Below are 18,248 nucleotides of genomic sequence, written 5' to 3'. Positions count from 1 at the left end.
GTGCAGGTTAGGGAATCCTGATCGCGTAGGAGGACTTCTACGGAGCTGACGAGGTCCGCGGTCTGGTCACCCGAGTACGGCTCATCACCACGACCTGGCAGCTCAGCGACGCCGACCCACATCGTCACGAGTTCGTCCCCGGCAGCCTCCGTTTCACCGACGTCGACGAATCCCTTACCATGCGCTACTCAACCAAGGCGGCGCCGGTGGCTCACCCCCACCGACATCCTCGACGGCCGCAGCCCGCTTGGCGACCTCGAGACAGGCGACCTCACCGAGATCGCGATCGACATCATCCTCGACAGCGCGCCGGGGCATGTGACCGGGTGCGCACCTACAACGGCGCACCCGCGCACATCGACATCATCGCCGAGGGCACCGTTCGACCGGCAGATCATCGCCCACTCGATCGGCCCGTCACCGAGCCAGGAGCTGACCAACAGCTCTCTGTGTGCCGCGCCCGCGACTCTTGACGACGGGCAGGCCCCGATCGTGTATTCGGACCAGGGATTCCAGTATCAACACTCGTCCTGGCGGCGAATACTCGCGGATGCGGTGCGAGCCAATCGATGTCCCGCAAGGCCAACTGCTACGACAACGCCGTGATCGAGAACTTCTTCGGCCACCTCAAAGCCGAACTCTTCCACCACACCCTCTACCTCGACACCGACGCACTGACCACCACTCTTGACGACTACATCCACTGGTACAACACCGAACGGATCTCAACAAAGCTCGAGGACCTGAGCCCGGTGCGATACCGGGCCCAGGCCCTCGACGCCTAGGCTCTTACTTAGCCGGTCCAACTATCGGGGACCAGTTCAGAACGGTCAGCACCGAGGCTGGGAGTTTCAGTGATCGCCGTGCGCGGGTCGTCTTGCCATTCTTTTGATCAATGGTCCAGCCTGTAACGCGAACCCTGGTCCGCACGGCCACCGTGATTCGTCCGGCGTCCAAATCAATTGCGCTCCAACGCAGCCCCGCCAGCTCACCGCGCCGAAGCCCGATCAGCGCAAGGTGCACCATCGGCGCATGAACCACAGCCATGTACTGAGGCGACCGTGGCCCGCCAACCAGGGGCAGATCCACCCTGGAGTGCATCTTCACCAACCGCGCAACCTCGTTTTCACCGAGTCGGTCGGACAAGTCCAGGGCGCCCTCGTAGGCGTCGGCGTCGTCTTTCTTGCGCAGCGGCTTTATGTTCTGGATTGGATTGTCGCTGAGCACCTTTTGCCGCTCCAGGTCTTTCCAGACAGCCTTGGTGCGCGCGAGCATCGGGTTGATCGAGGTTTTCCACTTCGGCCCGCCTGGCCCGGTACCAGCGGCCAGGTCCTGCACGAGCTGCTCAACCTCGCTGTCGCCGATCGTCCGCACATCGCGACCATCGAACCGGTCGACCAGTGGCGCCAGCGCCGCCGTGTAGGCCGCAAGCGTGGCCGGATTGATCCGCTGCGCCGCGAGCCAGCGCTCGACCGCCTGAGCCACCGTGACGACCCCCGCCTCGTCGGCCGCAGCCTGAGTGGCTTCCTTCTTGAGCGTGTCCTGCAACTCGTCGCGGAACTCCCCCGCCGCCTTCGAGGTCTCGAATCTTCAGCGCAGCTGACGTCTCGCGCCGTCTGGGCCGGCCACCCGTGCCCGGACCTGGTACCGGATGTCCCCGCGCGGCAGCTCGACTTTCTCAACGCCACGCCCGCGATCCTAACGATCACGTGTCATGTCTGTGTCACATCGGGGCGTTGCCGGATCTTCCGACGTCAGGGGCGGTTGTTTGAAACCGCCCCTGACCTTGGCGGAAGCGGAGGGATTTGAACCCCCGGTGGGTTTAACGCCACGCTCGCTTTCAAGGCGAGTGCATTCGGCCGCTCTGCCACGCTTCCGTGGCAGATCCTAGCCGCATGCACGGCAGGGGGCGAAACCGATCAGCTGACGGCGCGGTCTCCGATGGCTTCGTCGACCTTTTCGAAGACCTCCGCGAGCACCCGCATCTCGGGCTTGCTGAGCAGATCGATCATGTAGTTGCGGACCCCGGCGAGGTGGGTGGGTGCGGCCTCGGCGAGCCGTCGCCGGCCCTCATCGGTGATGACCGCAAGCACTCCGCGGCCGTCCTCGACGCACTGGCTGCGCTCCACCATGCCCTCGGCCTCCATCCGGCGGATCTGATGAGTCAGTCGGCTGCGCGACGACAGGACGCCGTCCGCGAGGTCGCTCATCCGCAGCGATCCGTCCGGCGATTCCGACAGCATCACCAGGATCCGATACTCCGCCAAAGACAGGTCGTGCCCTGCCTCCAGCTCCCTGTTCAGCACGTCCATCAGTCGCTGACTGCCGTCTATGAAACTGCGCCACGCGCGCATCTCGCCGGCACCGAGCCACTCCGTCGCGGCTCCCGTGGTTTCTCGAGCATCTGCTGTCACAAATGCATCGTAGTGCTACCTACCGATCGGCAGTACGGAGCATACTCGAGTCGATCTCGGCGATGCTGGACAGACCGGCCAACCCCATCGTGACGTCGAAATCCGCCAACAGGATTCGCAGTGCGTGCCGAACGCCCTCAGATCCCGCCAATCCCAGTCCGTACACCCACGGTCGACCGTAGAGGACCGCATCGGCACCTAGCGCGAGTGCGGTCAATACATCCGCGCCACAACGGATCCCGGAGTCCAACAGCACCGTTGCGCGGTCTCCCACCGCGGCAGCGACGGGCCCCAGGGCATCGAGTGCGGCGATCGCACCGTCCACTTGTCGGCCCCCGTGGTTGCTCACCACGATGCCGTCCGCGCCGGAGTCCACCACCGCACGCGCATCATCCTCGTGGACAATGCCTTTCACCAAAACGGGGAGACCGGTCCACTCGACTATCTTCGCGATATCCGACGCGCGTAGCGCATGGTTGCCGAACAGCGACACCCACGTGAGCACCGCCATCTGCATCGCCTCGGCACTCTCCTCCGGCGGGGTCGCCAGCCGGGAGCGGAACACCGGATCCGACAGGTAGTTCGCGATACCCTGCGCCCGCAGGAACGGCAGATGGCCGAGTTCCAGATCTCTTGGTCGCCAACCCATTCCCGGGGTGTCGACGGTCACGATGATCGCCTTGGCGCCGGCCTTCGCGGCGCGCTGCACCAATGACTGCGCCAGCTCGTCATCGGCCGGCCAGTACAGCTGGTACCACCAGTTGTCGCCGGAGACCGCGGCTACCTCCTCGATGGTCGACGACGCCGCCGTCGACAGCACCGAACCGATACCCAACCCCGCGGCGACCTCCCCGACGATCGCCTCGCCGTGCTCGTGGACCAGACCGAGCACCCCGATCGGGGCCGTGAGGATCGGCGCCGCCAGCCGGGTGCCGAGGATGTCGACGCTCAGATCGCGGGCGTCCGGCGCGCCGGTGCCGCGCATCATCCGCGGCACCAGCATGTGGCGGGTGAAGGCGTCCAGATTCGCGGCAGCGGTGCGCTCGGTGGACGCGCTGCCCGCGATGTACGCGTACGCCTCAGCACTGAGCTTCTCCCGGGCCCGGGCCTCGAGACCCGCCGCGGTCATCGGCAAGCCTGGGCGCGCCCCACCGATACCGGTCAGGTAGATCTCGTTCTGCATGTTGCCGAAGAAGGTCATTCGGTGACGCTAGCGCGATCCGGCTAGCGTCACAGGTATGTACGCGATCACGATTTCCGAGCCCGGCGGACCCGAAGTGATGACCTGGTCCGAGGTTCCCGATCCGACACTCGCTCCCGGCGAGGTGCTTGTCGATGTCGCCGCGACCGCAGTCAACCGGGCCGATCTGCTCCAGCGCCGTGGGATGTACCCGCCGCCACCCGGTGCGAGCGACATTCTCGGCCTCGAATGCTCCGGTGTGATAGCCGAGATCGGCGACGACGTCCACGGCTGGAAGGTCGGAGACCGGGTAGCGGCCCTGCTCTCGGGCGGCGGCTACGCCGAGAAGGTCGCAGTCCCAGCCACCCAGCTGCTGCCGGTACCCGACGGACTGGACCTGCGTGCGGCCGCGTCATTACCGGAGGTGGCGTGCACGGTGTGGTCCAACCTGGTGATGGAGTGTGGCCTGCACGCCGGCCAGGTGCTTCTGGTGCACGGCGGCGGCGGGGGTATCGGTACCCACGCCATCCAGGTCGGCAAGGCGCTCGGCGCGCGGGTCGCCGTCACCGCGGGCTCCGCCGACAAGCTCGAGCGCTGCCGCGAACTGGGCGCCGACATCCTGATCAACTACCGGGACGCCGACTTCGTCGAGGTGCTACGGGAGAAGACCGGCGGCCATGGCGCCGACATCATCCTCGACAACATGGGCGCGTCCTACCTGGATCGCAACCTCGACGCCCTCGCCCCCGACGGCCAATTGGTGATCATCGGAATGCAGGGCGGACGCAAGGGCGAACTGGACATCGGCAAGCTGCTCGCCAAACGCGCGCGGGTGCTGGCGACCGGGCTGCGCGGTCGGCCGAAGACCGGCCCGTCCAGCAAGGCGGTCGTGATCGCGTCGGTGCGGGACAAGCTGTGGCCGCTGGTCGGCGACGGCATCGTGCAGCCGATCGTGCACGCGGAGCTGCCGATCACTGCGGCGCCGGCGGCGCACGCGATGCTCGACTCCCCCGAAACTGTCGGCAAGGTGGTGCTCAGCATCCGCGAGGACTGACGACGGAGAACTGGACCTACCCCAGCGTCCCGAGGTGCTTGACGAGCTGGTTGATCTCGTAGCGGGTGGTGTAAGGCGCGAGGCCGATCGTGATCGCACCGCCCTCGTCGTTGACACCCAGCGCGTCGAGCAGCCGGCCGCCGCCCTGGAATCCGCTCACGGTGGCGATGCGGTTGTCGGCGAGATGCGCGGCCACCTTGTCGGCGGGGACGCCGGCGACCGTGAAGCTCAGTGTGGGAACCCGGATCGGTGAATGCCCGATGACCGTCACGTGCGGCAGCCCCGCAAGTGACCGCATCAGGAACTCGAACAGTTGATCGTGGTACGCCTGCAGTGAGCTGATCGACGTCTCGAGCCGCTCGCGACGGGTGCCGGTGGCGGTCTCCTCGAGCCCGGCCAGGAAATCGATGGACGTGGTCAGCCCGGCGAGCAGCGCGAACTGGTGGCCGCCGACCTCCATCCGCTCGGCCCCGCGAGCGTACGGGTTGAGCGAGACCGCGGGAATGCGGTCCAGCAGCGTCGGATCCCGGAACACGAGGGCCCCCACCTGAGGTCCGCCCCACGAGGGTCCGCTGACGGCGATGACATCGGCGCCGAGGTCTTCGATGTCCACGTGTGCGTAGGGGGCCGCACCGATCGCATCGACCACTACCAGCCCGCCCACCTCGTGGATACGATCTGCGGCCACCCGCACCGCGGGTGCCGAGCCGACGATCGGGGACGCGGCGGTTAGCGCCATCAGTCGCGTCGTCGGCTGGATGAGTTCTGCAAACTGCCAGCTGGGCAACTCGCAGGTCTCGATCTCCACCTCGGCCCATCGCACCTGCGCGCCGTACCGGCTCGCCACCCGCAGCCACGGCGCGACATTCGCCTCCTCGTCGAGGCGGGAGAGCACCAGCCCGGTACCGAGCCCGAGGCGTGAACTCAGCGATTCCGCCAGCCACGCCAGCAAGACCGCGCGGTCCGCGCCCAGCACGACACCCGCGGGATCGCCGCCGACCAGGTCCGCGACCGCTTCGCGCGCAGCCTCGACAACTGCCGCGCTGCGACGGGACGACACATGGCGTCCCGTCGACGAGGACGCGGAAGCGCGGAAGGCCGTCGAGACGGTGCGGGAGACCGCATCGGGAATCTGCATACCGGCTTGCGGGTCGAGATGCACCCATCCGTCGCCCAGCGACGGGATCAGTCCCCGTACCCGGGCAACGTCGTAAGCCATGACCGACACTCTAGGACCCGCTGTCAATGCCGCGTGATCCAGATCCGACTTTTCGGAACGTGCTTTACCACACAACACATTCGGGTCAAGCGACCCGCCCTCGGCAAACGATTGGCCAAACGTACAAGATAGAGCCATGACGCAACCGGAGAATGAACGCGTGCTCGTAATCGGACCCGACGGCCACCCCGTTCCCATGCCCGGCTACGGGGACCGCGCCGGACACCTGCAGACCGAGTCCGAGGACACGGCCGCCGAGAAGGACGACCAGGATTCGCTCGCCGACATGGTGGAGCAGCCGGCGAAGGTCATGCGCATCGGCACGATGCTCAAACAGTTGCTCGAAGAAGTGCGAGCGGCCCCGCTCGACGACGCCAGCCGTACCCGGCTCAAGGAAATCCACAAGTCGTCGGTCCGCGAACTCGAACAGGGACTCGCCCCGGAGCTGCGGGAGGAGCTCGAGCGGCTGACGCTGCCGTTCGAGGAGGACGCGGTGCCCACCGACGCCGAGCTGCGCATCGCCCAGGCCCAGCTGGTCGGCTGGCTCGAGGGCCTGTTCCACGGCATCCAGACGGCGCTGTTCGCGCAGCAGATGGCGGCGCGGGCGCAGCTCGAGCAGATGCGTCAGGGCGCACTGCCACCCGGGATGAGCATCGGCCCCCAGCACCGGATGCCGGGACCGGACGACAGTGCCCCGCCCGGCACCGGTCAGTACCTGTAATGCGCGGACGCCGGTATCCGCACGCCGAACGGTAGGCTCGGAACCCGTGTCAGCAGCAGCCTTGGATCCTGAACCGGCGTCGGACGCCGACACCGATAGCCATGTCTCCGATTCGCAGACGTTCCGTCGCGCCTTCAAGGACCTGCGGGACGGGTTTGCGCAGCGTGAGCTCTGGCTGAACCTGGGCTGGCAGGACATCAAGCAGCGATACCGCCGCTCGGTGATCGGCCCGTTCTGGATCACCATCGCCACCGGCGTGCAGGCCACCGCGATCGGCATCCTCTACGCAGCACTGCTCGACATCCCGATCCAGGAGTTCCTGCCGTACGTCACGGTCGGCCTGATCGTGTGGAACATGATCAGCGCGTCGATCCTCGAGGGTTCCGAGGTCTTCATCGCCAACGAGGGTCTGATCAAACAGCTGCCGTCGGCGCTGAGCGTGCACATCTACCGGTTGGTGTGGCGCCAGCTGTTGCTGTTTGCGCACAACCTGCTGATCTACGTGATCATGCTCTTGGCATTCGGGGTGTGGCGGCACCTGACGTGGCCCGATCTGGCGGCCATCCCGGCGCTGGGGCTGATCGTCCTCAACGCGCTGTGGGTGTCGATCGTGTTCGGCATCTTCGCCACCCGCTACCGGGACATCGCGCCCATTCTGCAGAGCCTGACGCTGCTGCTGTTCGTGCTCACCCCGATCATGTGGACGACGCAGAGCCTCGAAGCGCAGGGTCCCGAGGTGGCCAAGCGAGCGAAGATCGCCGAGATCAACCCGTTGTTCCACTTCCTCGACATCGTCCGCGCCCCGATGATCGGCCAGGACCAGCAGGCCTACCATTGGTACATCGTGCTGGCCTTCACCGTCGTCGGCTGGACGGTCGCGATCCTGGCGCTGCGCAAGTACCGGGCCCGCGTGGCCTACTGGGTTTAAGGGGCCACGACATGACCAGCAATGTGTGCATCGAGACGCGCGGCGCGTGCGTCGACTTCCCGATTTTCGACGCAAAGTCGCGGTCGCTGAAAAAGGCGTTCCTCGGCAAGGCCGGCGGCACCATCGGCCGCAACGACTCCGACGTCGTCGTGGTCGAGGCGCTGCGGGACATCACGCTGTCCCTCGAGGAAGGTGACCGCGTCGGCCTCGTCGGACACAACGGCGCCGGCAAGTCGACGCTGCTGCGCCTGCTGTCGGGCATCTACGAGCCCACCCGCGGCAGCGCCCGGGTCCGGGGCCGTGTCGCGCCCGTCTTCGACCTGGGTGTCGGCATGGACCCGGAAATCTCCGGCTACGAGAACATCATCATCCGCGGCCTGTTCCTGGGGCAGACGCGTAAGCAGATGCTCGCGAAGATGGACGAGATCGCCGAGTTCACCGAGCTGGGTGAGTACCTGAACATGCCGCTGCGCACCTACTCCACCGGCATGCGGGTGCGTGTCGCGATGGGCGTGGTCACCAGTATCGACCCCGAGATCCTGCTGCTCGACGAGGGCATCGGCGCGGTCGACGCCGAGTTCATGAAGAAGGCACGGATCCGGCTGCAGAAGCTCGTCGAACGCTCCGGCATCCTCGTGTTCGCGAGCCACTCCAACGAGTTCCTGGCGCAGCTGTGCGACAGCGCGATGTGGATCGACCACGGCCAGGTGCGCATGCACGGCGAGATCGAGGACGTCGTCCGAGCGTACGAGGGCGATGATGCCGCCGACCACGTGCGCCAGGTGATCGCCGACATGGAAAGAGACGGCCACCAGCAGGCCGGCCAGGAGCAGGCCCGGTGACCGAACGCAGCGAACACATCGTCGGCGTCGTCGTCACACACAAGCGTCGCGAGCTGCTCGCGCAGTCGCTGAAAGTTCTCGCCTCGCAGACCCGCCCGCTCGATCACCTCGTCGTGGTCGACAACGCCGACGAGGTCGACGTCCGCGCGCTCGTGGAAGACACCGCGGAGCGCGCCGGGATGACCACCACCTATCTCGGCTCCAAGCACAACCTCGGCGGCGCCGGCGGCTTCGCGCTCGGCATCCTGTACGCGCTGTCGCTCGGCGCCGACTGGGTGTGGCTCGCCGACGACGACGGCCGCCCCGAGGGCCCCGACGTCCTCGCGACGCTGCTCGACTGCGCGAAGAAGCACGGCCTCGCCGAGGTCTCCCCCGTCGTGTGCGACATCGCCCAGCCGGACCGGCTGGCGTTCCCGCTGCGCCGCGGCGTCGAGTGGCGGCGGTGGCGTCACGAACTGGGCGACGAGGAGCTGCTGCCCGGCATCGCGTCGCTGTTCAACGGCGCGCTGTTCTCCGCGGCGGCGATCGACACCGTCGGCGTCCCGGATCTGCGCCTGTTCGTGCGCGGCGACGAGGTGGAGGTGCACCGCCGCCTGGTCCGCTCGGGACTACCGTTCGGCACCTGCCTGCAGACCGCGTACGTGCACCCCGACGGCGCCGACGAGTTCAAGCCGATCCTCGGTGGCCGGATGCACACGCAATACCCGGACAACGAGACCAAACGCTTCTTCACCTACCGCAATCGCGGCTACCTCATGGCGCAGCCGGGCATGCGCAAGCTGCTGCCGCAGGAGTACGCGCGCTTCGGCTGGTACTTCCTCGTCGCCCGCCGCGATCCCAAGGGGTTCGTCGAGTGGATGCGGCTGCGCGGGCTCGGGCGCCGGGAACGGTTCCAGCGGCCCTGACGGCATCGCCGGCGAACGGATGTCCGGTTTGTGGTTCTTGGCACAAAACGACCGGTACGGGCCACATGACGGGCCCTGATCGGAAAGGCTGATATCCCTCAGGTCGGCGATCAGGGGCGCCGTGCCACGCCGTCTGCGAAGGAACCACGACTGTGACGATCCCATTTCCCAGCCGTATCGGTGTGCCGACATCGCGGTCCATTTCGACGGCGCTTCCACGACCCCGGCTGTTCGACATGCTCGGGCAGGAGCCGGATCTGGCGATCGTGCAGGCCCCATCGGGCTTCGGCAAGACCACCCTCGTCGCGACCTGGCTGCATGCCGGCGGTAGCCCGGACCGCGAGGTGATCTGGATCGACGGTCCGGCCCTCGACGGTCCAGCGTTGCCCGACGTCCTCCGGGCGACGCTCGACGCGCGTCCCGACAGAACGGCGCCGTGTCTGCTGGTGCTGAACGGCGTGGACTCTTCCCGCGCCGGACCTGCTCTCGTGACGGTCGTGGACCTGATCGAACAGTGTGCGCTCACCGCCGCGGTGGTGTGCGTGCACGGCGCCGTCGAGTTGCCGCTGTCCGCGATGACCGACGGCATCCGCTGCGTATCGTTGCGGGCCGACGATCTCGTGTTCACGGCGGACGAGACCCTGGCATTGTGCCGGTCGGCCGAAACCGAACTCACCGAGCCGCAGTGCCAGGACCTGTGCGCGAAACTGCGCGGCATCCCGGCGCTGGTGTCGTCGGCTGCCTCCCTGCTGCGGACCTTCCCTGGTCCGCCCATCGATGAGAACGGGCGGCTCACTCCCGTGCTGCGTCGACTCCTCGACGAGTACACCGACGAGCGACTGTCGGAACTCGACCACGACACCCGCACACATGCCGTGACGGTGGCCGCCTCGCGAAACCCGAGCCCAAGCGAGGTCACCGAACTCACCGGCGTCGAAGCGTCCGAACAACTACTCGAGCGAATGGACGCCGCCGGCCTTCTGGTGGGTACCTACGACGGCGGTTCCCGATCGTGGTCGTGGCCCGACGCGATTCGCCAGGCCGTACTGGATATCTCTCGTCGCGAGCGCCCCGGCCATGTGGACGAGCTGATGGCGCGACTGGCATACCGCAGCCTCGACGCGGGCCGTTTCGCGGACGCCGCCGGGTATGCGGCCGACGCCTCCGAATGGCCGGTGGCGATCCGGATCGTGGAAAAGCACTGGAGCGACATGGTGGCGGGCCACTTCGAGCTGTTGGTCCAGATCCTGCGCATGCTGCCCGCCGAGGTCGCAGACGACCATCCCCCGGTGGCCGCCGGCAAGGCGTTGTTCGTCCACACCGTCATCGGCCATCCCCTCCTGAACCAGCCGATCCCGACCGGGGCGGCGGAGCTGACGGCACTGGGCGCGGATCCAGTCGCGGCCCAGATGCTGCACATCGGAACGGTCCAGTCCGTCGCGCTGCGGATGGCTGGCAGCCTTCGGGAAGGATCGGAGCGGGCCGGTCATATGGTTTCGCTGGCCGACAGCATGCTGGCAAATCAGCCCGACAACGTGACGCCACAGCTGCCCACGGTCCAGCTGCAGTGGGCCATCAGCATGCAGCTGGCCGGGGACCTGGAACCGGCGACAGTGCAGTTCGAGCGCGCATACCGGGGCGCACACACCGCGCGCTTCGACTTCGTCGTGCTGAACGCCGCAGGAAGCATCGCACTGAACTGGGCGCTGCTGGGCGATCTTCCCCGAACCCGGGAATGGCTCCGCGCGGAGGCGCGGGTGGACACGAGCGTCGGCTACTGGGACGAGATGATCCGCGTCGGTGGCCGAGCCGCCGCGGCGCTCGCGGATCTCGACCGGCTGGACTTCGACGGCGCCCGGTCCTTCCTGGATCTGCTGGGTACGCCGAAGTCGCGGGAAGAACTGTGGGGGTTCGTCACCTACGCCGGGGCCCAGCATGCTCTCGCCACCGGCGATCCCTACGGCGGTCTGGCCTTGCTCCACCGCAACCTGGTCGGTCACCGCAGCCTGCACCAACCGGGCGGGGCGTCGCACGTGCTGCTGACCGCGGCGGAGATCGACCTCAACCTCGCACTCGGCAACAGCACGGTCGCGCGGAGCCTGGCCCCGCGCGACCTCGGTGTGCATCCGCTTGTGCTGGTGTCCGTCTCGCGGATGGAACTGCTGACCGGACACCCCGAGACCGCGCGCCAGGTCCTCGCACAGGTGTCGTGGGCCCGGTCCGGATGGCTACGCGCCCATATCGAGGCACTGCTCATCGAGGCCGCCTCCTACTTGGACGACCACCCCGAGCTGGCGACGCGGGCCTGGAACCGCGCCTGCACGCTGGCCGGGCCGCTCGGGAACAGGCGCGCATTCACGACTCTGCCCGGCCGCTACATCGAATCACTCTCGGCCCTGAGCGGGACGGCGGTGCCCGGCGGCCCGGTGCCCTCGGTGTTCCCGGACGCCGTGGCCGAGGTGACACTCTCCCCGCGCGAGCTCACGGTGCTGGAACGCCTTGCAGCCGGGACTAGTCCGAAGTCGATCGCGGCGGAACTCTTCGTCTCCCCCAACACTGTCAAGACCCAGCTGCGCAGCATCTACCGCAAGCTCGACGTGCACAGCGGCACGGAGGCCGTCACCCGCGCACGCGAGCTGCGCCTGCTCGGCCGCTCCTGACGCGACGGCATCCACAACCGGTCCGCTCACCTTCGGCTTCATCCAGGCGAGGGCACCCGAAACCTGGCAGCATGGGAGCGGACTCGACGTTCAAACGGGAGAGGGGCGCCACGCATGCTCGATCGGTTCCGAAGGTCGACCAGACTCAAACTGCAGCGGGCGGTCGCGGAGGTGGTTCGCGAGTCCGACCGCGCATCGCGGATCGCGCACGAGAACCGGCACGATCAGCTACTGGCGGAACTCGCCGCGCACAACGGTGAGATGAAGCGGGTGCTACAGGAACTGGCCCATGCGCGCGGACAGGTCGCGTCGGTGAGCGAGCGTCTCGACCAGCTCGAACACCGGACCCGACGGGACATCGCCCACGCCCTCGATATCCGTGCTACCGCAGAGAGCGCCGAGTTCGTGCTTGCGCACATGCCGAAGGCGCCGGTGTTCTGGCATCCGCACGACACCCTGCTGCACGGGCTGGAACTGGTGAAGGTGGACGGGCTGGCGCTCGAGTTCGGCGTCGCGAGCGGCACCACGCTGCGGATCATCGCCGAGGCGCTGCGGCCCACCGGCCACGACGTGTGGGGCTTCGACGTGTTCTCCGGGCTGCCGGAGGCGTGGCGGACAGGGTTCCCGGCCGGCGAGTTCGCGCAGCAGACGTTGCCGTCCGTGCCGGGCGCGAATCTGGTGTCCGGGCTGTTCGAGGACACCCTGCCCGGATTCCTTGCCGAACATCCCGGCCCGGTCGCGTTCGCGCACCTCGACGCCGACCTGTACTCGTCCACCCGCACGGTGCTCGATCTGCTCGGCGATCGTCTGGTGCCCGGTTCGGTGCTGGTGTTCGACGAGTACTTCAACTACCCGGGCTGGCAGCAGCACGAGCACCGGGCGTGGACCGAGTTCGTCGCCCGCACCGGCCTCGAGTTCGAGTACCTCGCATATACCGCGGACCACGAGCAGGTCGTGGTCCGCCTCCGCGAGTGAGCGGCGCTCACTCGCGGTAGAGCCGGCCCCAGTTCTCGCGGCTGGTCAGCTGCGGCAGCGCCGCACGGAACTTCGCCTGCGCGTCGCCGCCCTCCGCCCGGAACCGCTTCATCAGCTTCGCGGTGCGGGCGGTGAGCTCGCGGGCAGTTGCCTTGTCACGCTTGCGAATCCGCACACCCGACTGCGACGCATCGGTTACCACAGCCTGATCGAACAGCGAAACGTGCCACCAATGCGCTTCGGATGCAGGGATGTTCGCAACACCCGGTACTGTTCGGCCGAGCCACTGGTACGTCGCACGCTTGGCGAGCACCGCGTCGATCCGCTCGCCCTTCGGCTCGAAGCCAGCTAGCCGCGTCACCAGATCCGCCGACCGCACCCCCGGAATGTTGTCGGCAGGATGCTTGACGGTCTCAGGGAAGACGCTGCGCTCCTTGCGAATCGAGCCGAGCACCGACTGGCCGCCGTCCTGCAGAATCGTCGGCCCCGCAAGAAAGTCCTCGATACCGCGGAGCATCGTGTACGCGAGGCCGTACTGCATCGATACCAGGTACTGAGCGATCTCGCGGGCCAGCAGTGTGCTGAGCGCCTTCGTGTCGAACTCGCTGTGCAGCGCCGCCACGATCAGCGAGTTGCGGATGCTGAAGTACTTCGCCCAGTCGTCGCGGTCCTTCCAGTGGAAGTCCGCATGCCACACACCAGCATTCGGCAGGGTGACAGTGACGAACCCGGCGGCACGGGCGCGGATGCCGTACTCGATGTCGTCCCACTGGAAGAACATCGGGATCGGCAGGCCGATCCGAGACACCACCTCTGCCGGGATCAGGCACGACCACCACGCGTTGTAGCCGGCGTCGACGCGCTTGTCCTGGCGCTTCTTCTTCAGATTCGCGTCATGCAGCGAGTTCGCCGCCCAGCGACCGGCTTTGAGCTTGGTCAGGTCCGCCTCTTCTGCGCTCACGTGCAGGTTCTGCGGGTTCATCAGATACAGCATCTGCGCGCCGACGAGCGTCGGCTCGGTGGTGACGTTCGCAAACGCGTTCATCCGCAGCACCGTTTCGGGCTCGCACAGGATGTCGTCGTCCATCAGGATCACATTGGCGTGCTCGTTGATCGCCGACACCTCGTACATGCCACGAGTGAAGCCGCCTGCGCCACCGAGGTTGGGCTGACGCAGGTAGACCAGCTTGTCGCCGAGCTGCGCGGCGACCTCCCCGAACAGCTCGCGGTCGGACACGTGATCGCTGCCCTGGTCTACGACGTACACCGCGTCGATGCCCTCGAGCATCTGCTTGTCGCGGGCGATCGCGGCGACGGTGTCGGCACAGTCGTCGGCGCGGTTGAAGGTGCAGATCGCGATCGCGGCGGGCCGGATCACTGACGGCGCCGGCACCGTCCACACGAGTTCGCGGACGACGAGGCGGCCGTCGATCGCGGTGAACTCGATCCACAGCGAACCGCCGTCGAGGTACGCGTCGAGCGTTGCCGACAGCGTCGCCGTCCCGCCACCGTCGATCTCGAGTGTGGCGAGCGTGCGCTCGTTGCCACCGGAATCCGAGCCGCGCAGCAGTACGCGGGACGGGCCGTCGGCCTCATACGCGAAGCCCACCGAGACCTCGCGGACTGTGGTCCAGCGCTGGTAGTAGCTGGCGGCGAAGCGCCCGAAGTAGGTGTCGGTGTCGACCGTCGCGCCCTGCTCGAGGGTCAGTACGAACCGCTCCCGATGGGCCCGACCTGCCGAAATGCTGGCGTACAGGTCGTCGTCGACCTTCGCGGTGGGGCCGGTGAACACACCGCGCGCCACTGTCAGCCGAGCTGGCGCGTCGTGCTCGTGCAGTGCGTTGCGCACCGCCTCCGTGGTGGAATCCACAGGTCCAACCGACCGCTTGCTCATAAGTTGCTTCCCACCGTTCCCGACGACATTACGACCGGCGAGAACCCGACTTCTCCCGCCTGACGCAGGGTATCAATGCCGAGACCGCCACACCGTGCATGATCGATCGACAGCGGGACGAAGCCGGTCAGCTGAGCGTGCCGATTCCGAGCGAGCCAGCGGCCAGTGAACCGATACCCGTCTTCATCGATCCGTACGTGAGCGAGCCGGTGTTCATCGAACCCAGATTGGCCGAGCCGGTATTCGCGGAGCCTACGTTGCCGGAGCCGGTATTCGCGGAGCCGATATTGCCCGATCCGGTGTTAGCCGAGCCCACGTTCGCGGATCCGGTATTGGCTGAGCCGACGTTGTCCGATCCCGTGTTGGCCCAGCCCGTATTGAAGGAGCCGGTGTTGTCAGGACCGATGTTGTTCCAGTCGATGCTGCTCGCGCCGATCAGCCCGAGACTGCCGAGTCCGGCGACGACGGCCGAACCGATCAGACCGGCCTGCACCTCGGCTGGGCCGACGACGCCGACACCGACCGCGTCCTGACACGGAATCGGCAGCTCGAGACCTGGCGCCACCGCATTGGCGGCGTTGGCCAGCAACCCTTCCAACCGCACTGGCGAGCACGGCGGGGCGCCTGCAACGGGGTCGGCCGCGGCTTGACCTGCGGTGGCCAGACTCACCGCTGCGACGGCGGACGCAACCAAGACGGCCCGCACGAGCCCGCGGTGGCTGCGGCGTGACATGTTCTGCGGTCCGGCCCCCATACGAGTGCCCCCTCCGGTTCGACCCCGAGTGATGATCCCGACACGAACGCTGGTGACGCTACCGCGGCGAGGCCGTCTCCGTGGCCGGAACGAGCTGTTGGACCCGGCTGGGGCTACTGCCCGGTGCGCGCGTATCCGGCTTCGGTGGCCGATTTCGCCGGACGCCACCACTCAGGATGCTCGCGGTACCACTGCACGGTGGCCTCGAGACCACTGCGGAAGTCACGGTAGCGGGGCTCCCAGCCGAGCTCGGTGCGCAGCCGCGCCGAGTCGATCGCGTACCGCAGGTCGTGGCCGGGGCGATCGGGCACGAAATCGAAATCATCAGCGGGTCGCCCGAAAAGCTCGAGCAACATCGCAATCACCGTGCGGTTGTCGACCTCTCCGTCCGCGCCGATCAGGTACGTCTCCCCGATGGTGCCGCGCTCGAGAACGTCCCACACCGCACGGTTGTGGTCGTCGACGTGGATCCAGTCGCGGACATTGCGGCCCTGTCCGTACAGCTTGGGGCGGACGCCGTCGAGCAGATTCGTGATCTGCCGCGGAATGAACTTTTCGACATGCTGGAACGGACCGTAGTTGTTGGAGCAGTTCGACAGCGTCGCGCGGATCCCGAACGAGCGCGCCCACGCCCGCACGAGCAGATCGCTCGACGCCTTTGTCGACGAGTACGGGCTCGACGGGTTGTAAGCGGTGGACTCGGTGAACCGCGCCGGATCGTCAAGCTCGAGATCGCCGTACACCTCGTCGGTGGAGATGTGGTGGTAGCGGACGTCGTGGTCGCGGACGGCCTGTAGCAGCGTGAACGTGCCCACGACATTGGTGCGCACGAACGGCCACGGGTCGGCGAGGGAGTTGTCGTTGTGGGACTCGGCCGCGAAGTGGACGACGGCGTCGGAATCGGCGACCAGACGATTCACGACGTCCGCATCCGCGATGTCGCCATGGACGAACCCGATCCGGTCCGCGACCGCGTTCAGCGAGTCCATGTTCCCGGCATACGTCAGGGCGTCGAGGACCGTGACCCGGACGTCGGGCCGTTCCGCGACGGTCTGGTGGACGAAATTGGCACCTATGAACCCGGCGCCACCGGTGACGAGCAGCCTCATGTGGACAAACAGTACTCACGACTGCGGCGGACAGCATGCGCCCACCGATTCGGGAGAAGCGGTAATACCCTGTCGAAACCCAGTTCTATTTCCGGCCGGCTGAAATTCGACTCTGGGCCGAGGATCCGGAAAACCGGGCCAGTTGACAAAGGAAAATTCGATTTCGACAGTGGCACCCAGAGGGAGAGCGGATACACCCACCGCAGATCTGGCGGGCGGGGCCGCTTCCCCTTCGAAAACCACACTCCATGCCGCATTGATCTGATCGAACTTATCGAACTCAGTTGTGTATATTCGTGCGATCAACAGTTCCCGAAAGCTCACCCCATAGTCCGGCATCGCCAGCTTCAGGTTGGCGAAAACCCGCGCCACTTCAGGACCCGGTCCGCCCGAAACGAGTTCTCCAGTTTCCGGATCCAAACCGACCATTCCCGAAATCTGCACAATGGGGCCGATACGAACGCACGGACTGTAGGGAAACCTCGGCGAAGGGATCGAGTCGGATGTCAAAACCCTCCTTTCGGAGTCCAAACCCGCAGGCTCGGCGTTCACGAGTTCCTGCCCGGAAACTCTCTCGTTCATACAATCTCCCTATCGCACAGGACTATTGACAAATATCATCATCCAGTGGGCTCAGCTGGCGAACTGCTTCGACAGGAACCGGACGATTGCGTCATGGATTTCGCGACTGCGGGGCACCGCGCCGGACATCCAGTAGGCGCCGTGCATCAGACCATCGAGGCGCACGGCCTCGGTCTCGACACCTGCCTGCGCAAGTTGCCGTGCATACGCCTCTGCCTCGTCGCGGGAGACTTCGCATTCCGTCGACAGAACAAGTGCGGGTGGCAGATCGGCGAGGGACTGCGCCCTGGAAGGCGTGGCCAGCGGGCTCTCCGCGGCCGCCAGGGACGGGAGGTACTGCTCCCAGAACCAGTCGAGGGCAGAGGCCGTGATGACATACCCGTCGCCGAATTCTGTCCGCGACGGCAGATTCGCGGTCGAATCGACGACCGGATAGATCAGAACCTGCGCGGCAAGGTGAGGTCCGCCCTCATCACGTGCGCGCTGAGCTGCGACAGCGGCCAGATTTCCACCCGCGCTGTCGCCCATGACGGCGATTCGCTCCGGGTCACCACCGAATTCTGTGGCATGTGCGGCAACCCATTTCAGAGCGGCGAAGGTGTCATCCGTCGCGGCAGGGAACTTGTTCTCCGGAGCAAGCCGGTAGCTGACAGTGACGACTATCGTCCCCACGTCGTTTGCCAACGCGCGCGCAGGCTCGTCCACGACGGCCAACCCGCCTCCGACGAAACCTCCACCATGGAAGTAGACGACGATCGGTAGCGGTCCGACGGCGTCGGGAATGTAGATTCTGAGGCTCTGGTCGCCGGCGGGACCCTGGTAGGTGGAATCGAGAACCTGCGCGACCTCCTCGGGTGGCGCCTGGAGTCCGGTGAAAGTGTCGACGACCTCTCGGCATTCCTGTGGGGTCATCAGCTCGAATGGACGTGCCCCCTGGTCCGCCATGGCGTCGATCAGGGTTTGCGCACGTTCGTCTAGTGGCATGTCGTTTCTCCTTCGGAGGGCTGGATT

The 18,248-nt window shown here is 66.7% G+C and carries 17 protein-coding genes and 1 tRNA gene; 8 read left to right on the top strand and 10 right to left on the bottom strand.

The window, feature by feature from the left end; all coding sequences use genetic code 11:
- Positions 1 to 569: 569 nt before the first annotated feature.
- On the top strand, positions 570 to 785 hold the full coding sequence (locus ERC79_RS12820) for an IS3 family transposase (RefSeq protein WP_131578704.1): 216 nt from the start codon (positions 570 to 572) through the stop codon (positions 783 to 785).
- A 4-nt stretch (positions 786 to 789) separates the two neighbouring features.
- Here the strand turns inward: ERC79_RS12820 and ERC79_RS12815 are convergent, their stop codons facing one another.
- The 4 genes from ERC79_RS12815 to ERC79_RS12800 all read right to left on the bottom strand — a co-directional run bounded on the left by ERC79_RS12815 (position 790) and on the right by ERC79_RS12800 (position 3,615).
- A complete protein-coding gene (locus ERC79_RS12815) occupies positions 790 to 1,548 on the bottom strand; it encodes a hypothetical protein (RefSeq protein ID WP_131578702.1) in 759 nt (252 codons plus the stop codon).
- A gap of 239 nt (positions 1,549 to 1,787) precedes the next feature.
- Positions 1,788 to 1,877: transfer RNA gene (locus ERC79_RS12810), tRNA-Ser, on the bottom strand.
- Between the two features lie 42 nt (positions 1,878 to 1,919).
- On the bottom strand, positions 1,920 to 2,414 hold the full coding sequence (locus ERC79_RS12805; RefSeq protein ID WP_207390313.1) for a MarR family transcriptional regulator: 495 nt from the start codon (positions 2,412 to 2,414) through the stop codon (positions 1,920 to 1,922).
- 19 nt (positions 2,415 to 2,433) lie between these two features.
- The gene (locus tag ERC79_RS12800; RefSeq protein WP_165497106.1) at positions 2,434 to 3,615 is read right to left on the bottom strand and encodes an alpha-hydroxy-acid oxidizing protein; all 1,182 of its coding nucleotides are present in this window, start codon (positions 3,613 to 3,615) and stop codon (positions 2,434 to 2,436) included.
- 37 nt (positions 3,616 to 3,652) lie between these two features.
- Between ERC79_RS12800 and ERC79_RS12795 the strand changes: the two genes are divergently transcribed.
- Positions 3,653 to 4,648 carry an NAD(P)H-quinone oxidoreductase gene (locus tag ERC79_RS12795; protein WP_131578700.1) on the top strand — a complete coding sequence of 332 codons (996 nt, stop codon included), beginning with the start codon at positions 3,653 to 3,655 and terminating at the stop codon, positions 4,646 to 4,648.
- 16 nt (positions 4,649 to 4,664) lie between these two features.
- Here the strand turns inward: ERC79_RS12795 and ERC79_RS12790 are convergent, their stop codons facing one another.
- On the bottom strand, positions 4,665 to 5,867 hold the full coding sequence (locus tag ERC79_RS12790; RefSeq protein WP_131578698.1) for a cysteine desulfurase-like protein: 1,203 nt from the start codon (positions 5,865 to 5,867) through the stop codon (positions 4,665 to 4,667).
- 136 nt (positions 5,868 to 6,003) lie between these two features.
- On the opposite strand from ERC79_RS12790, the gene ERC79_RS12785 reads away from it, so the two are divergent.
- The 6 genes from ERC79_RS12785 (at position 6,004) to ERC79_RS12760 (ending at position 12,898) form a co-directional block, all read left to right on the top strand.
- The gene (locus tag ERC79_RS12785) at positions 6,004 to 6,588 is read left to right on the top strand and encodes a bacterial proteasome activator family protein (RefSeq protein WP_131578696.1); all 585 of its coding nucleotides are present in this window, start codon (positions 6,004 to 6,006) and stop codon (positions 6,586 to 6,588) included.
- A gap of 46 nt (positions 6,589 to 6,634) precedes the next feature.
- Entirely contained in the window at positions 6,635 to 7,516 is an 882-nt protein-coding gene (locus ERC79_RS12780; protein ID WP_131578694.1) for an ABC transporter permease, read from the top strand.
- A gap of 11 nt (positions 7,517 to 7,527) precedes the next feature.
- A complete protein-coding gene (locus ERC79_RS12775) occupies positions 7,528 to 8,358 on the top strand; it encodes an ABC transporter ATP-binding protein (RefSeq protein WP_131578692.1) in 831 nt (276 codons plus the stop codon).
- Complete coding sequence (locus ERC79_RS12770) at positions 8,355 to 9,263, top strand: glycosyltransferase family 2 protein (RefSeq protein WP_131578690.1); 909 nt, start codon at positions 8,355 to 8,357, stop codon at positions 9,261 to 9,263. The genes ERC79_RS12775 and ERC79_RS12770 overlap by 4 nt, the downstream gene beginning before the upstream one ends.
- A 152-nt stretch (positions 9,264 to 9,415) precedes the next feature.
- Entirely contained in the window at positions 9,416 to 11,923 is a 2,508-nt protein-coding gene (locus ERC79_RS12765; protein WP_131578688.1) for a LuxR C-terminal-related transcriptional regulator, read from the top strand.
- 114 nt (positions 11,924 to 12,037) lie between these two features.
- On the top strand, positions 12,038 to 12,898 hold the full coding sequence (locus tag ERC79_RS12760) for a class I SAM-dependent methyltransferase (protein WP_131578686.1): 861 nt from the start codon (positions 12,038 to 12,040) through the stop codon (positions 12,896 to 12,898).
- Between the two features lie 7 nt (positions 12,899 to 12,905).
- Here the strand turns inward: ERC79_RS12760 and ERC79_RS12755 are convergent, their stop codons facing one another.
- From ERC79_RS12755 to ERC79_RS12735, 5 genes are all read right to left on the bottom strand, one after another.
- Positions 12,906 to 14,792, bottom strand: a complete 1,887-nt coding sequence (locus ERC79_RS12755; RefSeq protein ID WP_131578684.1) for a glycosyltransferase — start codon at positions 14,790 to 14,792, stop codon at positions 12,906 to 12,908.
- 127 nt (positions 14,793 to 14,919) lie between these two features.
- Complete coding sequence (locus ERC79_RS12750; RefSeq protein WP_131578682.1) at positions 14,920 to 15,546, bottom strand: pentapeptide repeat-containing protein; 627 nt, start codon at positions 15,544 to 15,546, stop codon at positions 14,920 to 14,922.
- Between the two features lie 113 nt (positions 15,547 to 15,659).
- Entirely contained in the window at positions 15,660 to 16,655 is a 996-nt protein-coding gene (gene rfbB / locus ERC79_RS12745; protein WP_131578679.1) for a dTDP-glucose 4,6-dehydratase, read from the bottom strand.
- 15 nt (positions 16,656 to 16,670) lie between these two features.
- A complete protein-coding gene (locus ERC79_RS12740; protein WP_131578677.1) occupies positions 16,671 to 17,237 on the bottom strand; it encodes a RidA family protein in 567 nt (188 codons plus the stop codon).
- Between the two features lie 51 nt (positions 17,238 to 17,288).
- The gene (locus tag ERC79_RS12735; protein ID WP_131578675.1) at positions 17,289 to 18,221 is read right to left on the bottom strand and encodes an alpha/beta hydrolase; all 933 of its coding nucleotides are present in this window, start codon (positions 18,219 to 18,221) and stop codon (positions 17,289 to 17,291) included.
- Between the last annotated feature and the right edge of the window lie 27 nt (positions 18,222 to 18,248).

It is taken from the genome of Rhodococcus sp. ABRD24 (genome assembly GCF_004328705.1).
Lineage (GTDB): Bacteria > Actinomycetota > Actinomycetes > Mycobacteriales > Mycobacteriaceae > Prescottella.
The sequence above is the reverse complement of the archived record's forward strand: the minus strand, read 5'-3'. Positions and strand labels throughout refer to the sequence as shown.